8 protein-coding genes are annotated in these 8,768 nt (G+C 45.9%); 1 reads left to right on the top strand and 7 read right to left on the bottom strand.

The features are described from left to right. A partial coding sequence (gene xseA, locus R7041_RS11910) for an exodeoxyribonuclease VII large subunit (protein WP_318128636.1) occupies nt 1-1,293 on the top strand: 1,293 nt, incomplete at its 5' end. Between the two features lie 13 nt (nt 1,294-1,306). Here xseA and R7041_RS11905 read toward each other — a convergent pair. The 7 genes from R7041_RS11905 to ispG all read right to left on the bottom strand — a co-directional run bounded on the left by R7041_RS11905 (nt 1,307) and on the right by ispG (nt 8,767). Continuing rightward, complete coding sequence (locus R7041_RS11905) at nt 1,307-1,531, bottom strand: zinc ribbon domain-containing protein (RefSeq protein ID WP_012842112.1); 225 nt, start codon at nt 1,529-1,531, stop codon at nt 1,307-1,309. 309 nt (nt 1,532-1,840) lie between these two features. Then, the gene (locus R7041_RS11900; protein WP_025768864.1) at nt 1,841-2,716 is read right to left on the bottom strand and encodes a metal-dependent hydrolase; all 876 of its coding nucleotides are present in this window, start codon (nt 2,714-2,716) and stop codon (nt 1,841-1,843) included. Between the two features lie 59 nt (nt 2,717-2,775). After that, nucleotides 2,776-4,272, bottom strand: coding sequence for a ribosome biogenesis GTPase Der (gene der, locus R7041_RS11895; protein WP_042521178.1), 1,497 nt, complete (start codon nt 4,270-4,272; stop codon nt 2,776-2,778). Nucleotides 4,273-4,439: 167 nt separating this feature from the next. After that, nucleotides 4,440-5,600 (bottom strand): outer membrane protein assembly factor BamB, encoded by a 1,161-nt coding sequence (gene bamB, locus R7041_RS11890; RefSeq protein ID WP_042521175.1) that lies wholly within the window; start codon nt 5,598-5,600, stop codon nt 4,440-4,442. A gap of 12 nt (nt 5,601-5,612) precedes the next feature. Continuing rightward, nucleotides 5,613-6,227 carry a YfgM family protein gene (locus tag R7041_RS11885; protein WP_005381697.1) on the bottom strand — a complete coding sequence of 205 codons (615 nt, stop codon included), beginning with the start codon at nt 6,225-6,227 and terminating at the stop codon, nt 5,613-5,615. Nucleotides 6,228-6,353: 126 nt separating this feature from the next. After that, nucleotides 6,354-7,622 (bottom strand): histidine--tRNA ligase, encoded by a 1,269-nt coding sequence (gene hisS / locus R7041_RS11880; RefSeq protein ID WP_005381698.1) that lies wholly within the window; start codon nt 7,620-7,622, stop codon nt 6,354-6,356. A 26-nt stretch (nt 7,623-7,648) separates the two neighbouring features. After that, nucleotides 7,649-8,767, bottom strand: a complete 1,119-nt coding sequence (ispG, locus tag R7041_RS11875; protein ID WP_005381699.1) for a flavodoxin-dependent (E)-4-hydroxy-3-methylbut-2-enyl-diphosphate synthase — start codon at nt 8,765-8,767, stop codon at nt 7,649-7,651. Nucleotide 8,768: the final 1 nt, after the last annotated feature.

Here is an 8,768-nt window from a genome sequence, read left to right as displayed (position 1 = left end):
CGTCTCAACGCGGAAGTTCGTTTACTCCTTGAAAACGAAATGGGGATCGTTTGGCTCGTCGGAGAGATATCCAACTTTTCAGCTCCTGTCTCTGGTCACTGGTACCTCACTCTTAAAGACTCTCGCGCTCAAGTTAAATGTGCCATGTTTCGTGGTAACAATCGCCGCGTTACTTTCAAACCCGCTAACGGTAATCAAGTCCTAGTAAAAGCTCGTCTGTCTCTTTATGAGCCTCGCGGTGACTACCAATTGATCATCGAAAGCATGCAACCGGAAGGTGATGGCCGTCTTCAACAAGAGTTTGAAGAGCTGAAAATGAAGCTTGCAGCAGAAGGGTTGTTCGCGCAAATCAATAAGCAATCTTTGCCTGAGCACCCTAAACGTGTTGGCGTCATCACATCGAAAACTGGTGCCGCGCTTTACGATATCTTAGACGTATTGAAACGTCGTGATCCTTCCCTACCTGTTGTGATTTATCCGACAGTGGTACAAGGTGAGGACGCAGCCATTCAAATTGCACAAGCCATTGGTCGCGCTAACAGCCGTGATGAATGTGATGTACTAATTGTGGGCCGAGGTGGTGGTTCATTAGAAGACTTATGGTGCTTTAACAACGAGATATTAGCTCGCACGATTGCAGCAAGCCAAATTCCTATTATTAGCGCCGTTGGACATGAAGTTGACGTGACAATAGCTGATTTTGTCGCCGACGTACGCGCGCCTACTCCATCAGCAGCCGCTGAGCTAGTAAGCCGTGATAACAGCCACAAAGATCAAGCTTTAGTTACCCGCCAGCATAAGTTAGCGAGTGCGATGCGTTACTACCTAGCACAACAAAAGCAGCAATCTGCTCAATTAGTGCACCGTCTAGAGAGACAGCACCCAAGCTATCGCTTGCAACGTCAGACGCAACAGTTAGATGAGTTGGACATGCGCTTACAGCGAGCGATGAGTCGTTTTATTGCCTTGCGTCAACAGCGAATCGAGCGTCAACATTATCGGCTGCAATTAAATTCTCCTGTAACACGCCTTGCCGAGCAGAAGTCGAAGCTAGAACGTGTTGAGCAAAAGCTCATGGATGCAATGGATCGCAAATTACTGACTATGCGCCATCAACTCGCGATTGCTGCAGAGAAGTTAGACACCGTCAGCCCACTAGCGACATTGAAACGAGGTTACTCAATTACTCAAACTGAGCAAGGTAAAGTGATTACTCAATCTTCAGATGCAAAATCGGGAGATATATTGATTACTCGATTAGCCGAAGGCGACGTTCGCTCTACCGTTAACTGAATACAAACTCTGGTTAACTGATTTTCTGGAACTCAAATCGGACACGTGATTTTGATTTGAGTTCATTACACACATTACAAAAGTAACTCGCAGCACCGCATGCTTGCAGCTTCTCCAGCTCCGCCTCACAATCAGGGCAAAAACCTACTTTTTTAAAATCCGATTCACACTGTGCACAATGGTATTGTCCTGTCCATTCCAGTTCGACATTGCAAGTCGGGCAAATGTTCTGCTGCATATCCCGTTCCTCTCTCTAAACTAAGCAATTTCGAGTAACGCATGCTACTCAAAATAGCGAACAAGTATGTTGATCTTCATCACCGCCCCAACAAGTTTCACGAGGCGTTAACCATACTTGATACGTAGGATCTTATACTGATCGTCTGATATTTACTCCTTGATCAGCGATCACCCCTTAAAAGAATATTTATATAACCACACACCGAAAGCATAAGTTACATATTCTGCATTCCAATTTAAGACAGAATAAAAAACCTTAAAGAGATTTAATTAAACGAAAAATCAGAATTTAATAAAAAGATCTTATTCAAAAAGCAGTGTTTACATTGGTGTGCATTTCGATAGTTTGAGCGTCGAGCTTAACGAGTTTAACTTGGATAAAAGCAAACTCATTTAAATGGCTCGCATGCGTTCCACCACAAGGGATTACCGCTAATTGACCTTCCCCTAAATCGCACTTCCAATAGCGAGAATCCGTTAATCTGTCACCGTGGCATTCCATGGTGATCATCGCATCTCGTCGAAGCCATTCCACAAGTTGGCTATTCACTTTTTTTGCAATCGCCTGGAGGTCATTCAGCATATCTGCACTGTTTAATCCTCTTTTACGGAGTGTTTTGCCTAAACGGTACGTATCGAGGCACTTGTCTGGAGTAACATAACTCGTAACTTGTGCATAGCTATTAAAGTCATAATAACCATGTGGGTCTTTGCGGTCTGCGTCTTTTCGCCAATAGTCTTCCGCTAGTACTTTATTCAACGCCAAATACGCTAAGTGTCCTGCAGTGTGGCCTCGACTCAAAGCGCGTTGGTAATCCTTATCTACCGCCAATGTCACCAAATCATCAGTAACAAGTGATTCCGTACGTGATAAAACATGCACAACGACAAACACCCAACCTTCAGCATCACGCTTTACAGGGATGTCACTACCCACATACAGAGCACCACTTTCCTGCTCCACTGCCCCAACTTGGCAATCTACTACGTCATGCTCAGCCCCATTCACCTTCAACGTTCCTTTGTCTGCAGGGTGATCCGGCCATATGTGACTAACGGGATGGAACGGCGTGACATCTGTAATAACGTAAGTCACTTCTTCCGTATATTGAACGAGCTGTATTTGTGCTTCTAATTGCCATGTTTGATGACAAAAACGAGTCTTTGTTGCTGTGATAGTCATTTTTACGATTACTTTTGATAAAAAAATACCCAAGTAGAAACTTGGGTATTCGAATTTCATTATTTATTGCGGTTTTTCACTATCGACATCATACGCTTACGTTTACGCTCTTGTGATAGCGTAAGCTTATTCGTACGGTTCTCGTATGGGTTATCACTGTTGTGGAAGTTAATGCGAATCGGTGTTCCCATAATTTCCAGAGACTTACGGAAGTAGTTCATCAGATAACGTTTATACGAATCTGGCAATTCACGAACCATGTTACCGTGGATAACAACGATCGGTGGGTTGTAACCACCTGCGTGTGCGTATTTGAGTTTGATACGACGACCACGAACCATTGGCGGTTGGTGATCATCCACAGCCATCTTCATGATACGCGTCAGTACTGACGTACCCACACGCGTTGTCGCCGAGTTATATGCTTCTTGGATAGATTCAAACAAGTGACCAACGCCAGTACCGTGCAGCGCAGAGATAAAGTGGATACGCGCGAAGTCGACGAATCCTAGACGGCGGTCCAGTTCTTTCTTCACGCTTTCTTTCACGTCACTGTCTAGACCATCCCACTTGTTAACGGCGATGACAATTGAGCGGCCAGCATTCAGTGCAAAACCAAGCAAGCTTAGGTCTTGGTCTGAAATATTTTCACGAGCATCAATCACCAGTAGAACGACGTTTGCATCTTCTACCGCTTTCAGCGTCTTAACAACAGAGAACTTTTCAACCGTTTCATTGATACGACCACGACGACGAACACCTGCGGTGTCAATTAGTACGTATTCGCGTCCATCACGCTCCATCGGGATGTAGATAGAATCGCGCGTTGTACCAGGCATATCGTATACAACCACACGTTCTTCACCCAGAATACGGTTAGTCAGTGTCGATTTGCCTACGTTAGGACGACCGATGATCGCCAACTTAATCGGCTGCTCTTGAAGGCGTTTGAATTCAGCTTCTGCGTCTTCTTCAGTGTAATCTTCAACAAGAGGCTCTTCGTCTTCGAATCCAGTCAGGTCTTCAATCTCACCTTCTTCAGATTCACTTGTTAGTAGATCATCAAAGAATGGAGATAAAGCACGCTCAAGCAAAGCGGTCACACCACGGCCATGAGCAGCCGCAATCTGGTACATATCATCCACGCCGAGCTGCCAAAAATCAGCACACGCCGCATCGGCATCAATACCATCGATTTTGTTTACTACCAGCATCGCTGGCTTTTCAATTTTACGCAGATGCGCAGCAATTGCTTCATCTGAAGGTGTCAGACCAGCACGACCGTCAACAAGGAACAATACAACATCAGCCTCATCAATCGCGGCTAATGACTGTTCTGCCATCTTTGTTTCCACGCCTTCTTCTGTGCCATCGATACCACCAGTATCAATCACAATGAATTCGTGCTCTTCACCAAGTCTCGCCTGGCCATATTTACGGTCTCGCGTTAGGCCTGGAAAGTCCGCAACCAACGCGTCACGAGTGCGAGTCAATCGGTTAAATAGTGTAGATTTACCTACGTTCGGACGCCCTACTAGAGCTACAACAGGTACCATAACAACCTCTACAATAATCTTTCTTCTGTAGTTATAGGTAACGACTTGCTCGATGCCAAATCAAACCAGCTTTTTACCTATAACCACGTCAGGGTTAATAAATTCAAACAACAAAACGGCTCCTAGCTGTCACCAGCCAGGAGCCGAATGTGAATTATATCACGATATTATTCGTTAATGGTTAGTTTCTTTACATCGCCGTTGCGAGTTGTAATCACATAACCATCCGACAATAACGTCGGGCCAACAGCCAAGCCGCTATCATCGACAAACTGCTGCGCAACAAATTCGCCCGTTGAACGATCCATCCAGTGAAGGTAACCAAGCGTGTCACCGACAACGAGATAATTACCAACAATAACTGGCGCTGTAAGTTGTCGGTGCTCAAGCAAGCTGTTTTCCCACAACTCAGTCCCGCTTCGTGAATCAACGGCAACAACATGATCTTTTTCCGTTATCACAAAGATGCGACTACCATCTGTAGAAATGTCTGTCGCAGATGAGTAATTACGCTTCCAAATCGGGTTCGCTGAACGCAAGTCAATGGCGATAAGTTGACCATTGTATCCAATGGTGAAAAGAGTACCGCCTAGCACAATTGGCGATGAATCAACGTCAACCAAACGATCAATTTCTGTCGCGCCTTTTGGCGTACCAACAGGCTGTTGCCAAATCAACTGACCACGCTCAACGATAGCAGCTGCGAGTCGGCCATTTGCCGTTCCCCAAAATACACCGCCGCCAATTGCAGTCGGAGTACTGTCGCCACGTAAAGTTAAGTTCGGCACTTCTGTACTCAATGCCCAGCGTTGCTCACCTGTACTCTCATTAAGGGCAATCAACATGCCTCGGCTAGTATTGATGATAATAAGGCCTGAATCTGCAACTGGCTTCGCCAGTACCTCACCACCAACTTTTACACGCCAAACAATTTCACCTGTTTCTTGGTCAAGAGAGGTGACTTCACCATTCTCAGAGCCAATGTAAAGGTTTCCGTATGCCGCTGTGATACCACCAGAGAGACGAGCAATGACATCTTCTTCTAGGTCCGTTTGCCAACGTTGTTTACCGTTTTCAGGATCCAGCGCTTTTACTAAGCCATCACGACTTGCCACGAACAATGTATCATTCGCAAATACAGGGGATAGTTTTGAAAAGTAATGACCGACACCATCGCCAACCGACGTGCTCCACTCACTACTGGTTGTAAACTGACTGTCTACCTGAGGTAGTGGCGCCATTACAATGGTGTCTTTCTCACCTGCACAACCGGCAAGTACTCCCATTGTTAACGCCCCTAGCAAGGCTTTCTTAAAGACTCTTTTCATCCAATGCGGTCCTTATTTCGCCAGATCGTCCAATTTCATTTGTAGTGTCGGGCTTGCATCTGCCGCTTGCTGAGCTTCAGTATACGCAGCGTACGCAGCATCTTTGTCACCTTGGCGAATCGCAATATCGCCACGAAGTTCAGCAATACGACCTGTCCATGCTGTATCAGTGACGTTACTTAGCTCTGCCGTTGCAGCGTCGAAGTTACCCATTTCCGTCTCAATACGCGCAATGCGGTAACTAATCAATGGTAACAACGCAGCATCTTGAGTGTTGCTTTGCGCCCACTTCAGTTGCTCCAATGCAGCAGAAAGGTCTTGAGCTTCAACTTGTGCTTTAGCAAGTTGTAGTGCAGCCAATACTGAATATTCTTTTACTTCATTTGACTCAATGAAAGCTTTCACGTCAGCTTGAGCATCAGTGCCTTTGTCTTGCAAAGCATTCATTGCTGTCGTGTAGCTTTGAGAAGCTGCTTCACTCGCCTGAATCACAGAATCCTGGTAGTAACGCCAGCCAAATAGACCACCTAAACCAACAACCGCACCGATGATGACGGCTTTGCCGTTTTCCTTCCACCAGTCTTTAATGGCTTCAACTTGTTGTTCTTCAGTATCGTAAAGTTCCACTTCCTGTCCTCTTAAAACATGTAAATGGCAGCTTAGCTGCCATTGTTCCTATTTCGTTTAAAGGCTCCACATTTGGGAGCCTTAGCTTACGAACTAGGATGTAATTTTGTTAGATTACTAAAAGACTTAAATCAGTGCTGCGATCTTTTCTGCAACTTCTGCTTGGTTGTAAGTCTCTTGCTCACCACCAGCTAAGTCTTTCAGTACTACGGTGTTATCCGCAACTTCGTTTTCGCCCAGAACCAATGCTACAACAGCACCAACTTTGTCTGCGCGTTTAAACTGTTTCTTGAAGTTACCGCCACCGAAGTGATTCATCACACGAACGCCTGGAACAGACTCGCGAAGCTGTTCTGCTAGCTTCATTCCTGCCATCATGGTGCCTTCACCCGCAGTGACTACGTACACGTCAACACTGCGACGAACGTCTGTCAGTTCCAACGTTTCTAGCATCAGTACTAGACGCTCTAGGCCCATTGCAAAGCCGACCGCTGGTGTTGGTTTACCACCTAATTGCTCTACAAGGCCATCGTAACGACCACCGCCACATACAGTGCCTTGAGCACCTAGGCTCTCAGTGATCCACTCAAATACCGTGCGATTGTAGTAATCCAGACCACGAACTAGACGTTCGTTAACTGTGTATTTGATACCTGCAGCGTCTAAAAGTTCACATAGACCTGCGAAGTGTGCTTTAGATTCTTCACCCAAGTAATCTGAAAGGCGAGGCGCATCACCTAAAATAGCTTGAACGTCTGGGTTCTTCGTATCCAGAACACGCAGTGGGTTCGTGTGCATGCGACGCTTACAATCTTCATCTAGCACATCAATATGTTGCTCAAGGAATGCAACCAGTGCAGTACGGTAGTCTGCGCGGTCTTCTTGAGAACCGATAGAGTTCAGCTCAAGACGAACATGTTCATTGATACCTAGCTCACGCCATAAACGCGCCGTCATCATGATAAGCTCTGCATCAACATCTGGACCATTTAGACCAAACACCTCAACACCACACTGGTGGAATTGACGGTAACGACCTTTCTGCGGACGTTCATGGCGGAACATAGGCCCCATGTACCACAGACGCTGTTCATCACGGTTGATCAGGCTGTTTTGGATACATGAACGTACACAACCCGCCGTACCTTCTGGGCGAAGTGTTAGGCTGTCGCCGTTACGGTCATCAAAAGTGTACATTTCTTTTGAAACGACGTCTGTTTCTTCACCAACAGCGCGGCTGAATAGGTTTGTTTCTTCAACGATTGGCATGCGCACTTCGTTATAACCGTATGCGCTAATTACATTTTTCACTGTGTTTTCTAGTTTTTGCCACAGTGGCGACTGAGTTGGGAGGCAATCGTTCATGCCTCGAATTGCTTGAATTGTTTTTGCCACAATACTTACCGTAATTCTCGTTGAGATTAATCTTGTACTTTAACTTCGATGCGGTTTTCGCCATTCATCATAGCTGCTTTCGCACGGATCTTAGCTTCTAGCTTATTCACAAGGTCATCGTTATCAAAGCGCTCTTTCTGGCGTTTACCATCTTCGTAGAATGCGCTCTTCTTGTTACTACCTGCTAGACCTAAGTGAGAAACTTCTGCTTCACCAGGGCCGTTTACCACACAACCGATGATAGACACATCCATTGGCGTGATGATGTCTTCTAAACGTTGCTCCAGTGCATTCACCGTACCAATCACATCGAATTCTTGGCGTGAGCAGCTTGGGCACGCAATAAAGTTGATGCCTCGAGAGCGAATGCGCAGAGATTTAAGGATGTCGAAACCGACTTTGATTTCTTCAACTGGATCGGCAGCCAAAGAGATACGCAGCGTATCGCCTATCCCTTCAGATAACAGCATACCTAAGCCAACAGATGACTTAACAGCGCCAGCTCGAGCACCACCCGCCTCTGTGATACCTAAATGAAGAGGCTGATCGATTTTCTTCGCCAGCAGACGATATGAATCCACCGCAAGAAAAACGTCTGAAGCTTTCACGCTAACTTTAAATTGGTCAAAGTTAAGACGATCGAGATGATCTACGTGACGCATCGCCGATTCAACCAAGGCTTCTGGCGTAGGCTCACCGTATTTCATCTGTAGATCTTTTTCCAAAGATCCACCATTGACACCAATACGGATCGGGATGTTTTTATCGCGAGCGCAATCAACAACAGCGCGAATGCGCTCTTCATTGCCGATGTTACCAGGGTTGATACGTAAACAGTCAACTCCGTACTCCGCAACTTTCAGCGCGATACGATAGTCGAAATGAATATCAGCCACTAATGGTACAGAAACTTGCTGTTTAATCAGTTTGAAAGCTTCTGCTGCGTCCATCGTAGGTACAGAAACTCGAACGATATCTGCGCCGACTTTTTCTAGTGCTCGGATTTGAGCGACTGTCGCTTCTACGTCAGTCGTGCGAGTGTTAGTCATTGACTGTACTGCAATTGGCGCACCATCACCAATTGGCACATCACCCACATAAATACGCGTCGATTTACGACGAATAATTGGAGATTCGTGTTGCATA

Origin of the sequence: Vibrio sp. 1751, assembly GCF_033339895.1 — a bacterium.
GTDB classification, from domain to species: Bacteria; Pseudomonadota; Gammaproteobacteria; order Enterobacterales; family Vibrionaceae; genus Vibrio; species Vibrio alginolyticus.
This window is presented reverse-complemented; position numbering and strand designations above follow the sequence as displayed.

Excerpts from the sequence above, each read along its gene's own strand:
- R7041_RS11905 (WP_012842112.1), bottom strand. The coding sequence starts at position 1,531 with ATGCAGCAGAACATTTGCCCGACTTGCAATGTCGAACTGGAATGGACA.
- R7041_RS11900 (WP_025768864.1), bottom strand. The coding sequence starts at position 2,716 with ATGACTATCACAGCAACAAAGACTCGTTTTTGTCATCAAACATGGCAA.
- der (WP_042521178.1), bottom strand. The coding sequence starts at position 4,272 with ATGGTACCTGTTGTAGCTCTAGTAGGGCGTCCGAACGTAGGTAAATCT.
- bamB (WP_042521175.1), bottom strand. The coding sequence starts at position 5,600 with ATGAAAAGAGTCTTTAAGAAAGCCTTGCTAGGGGCGTTAACAATGGGA.
- ispG (WP_005381699.1), bottom strand. The coding sequence starts at position 8,767 with ATGCAACACGAATCTCCAATTATTCGTCGTAAATCGACGCGTATTTAT.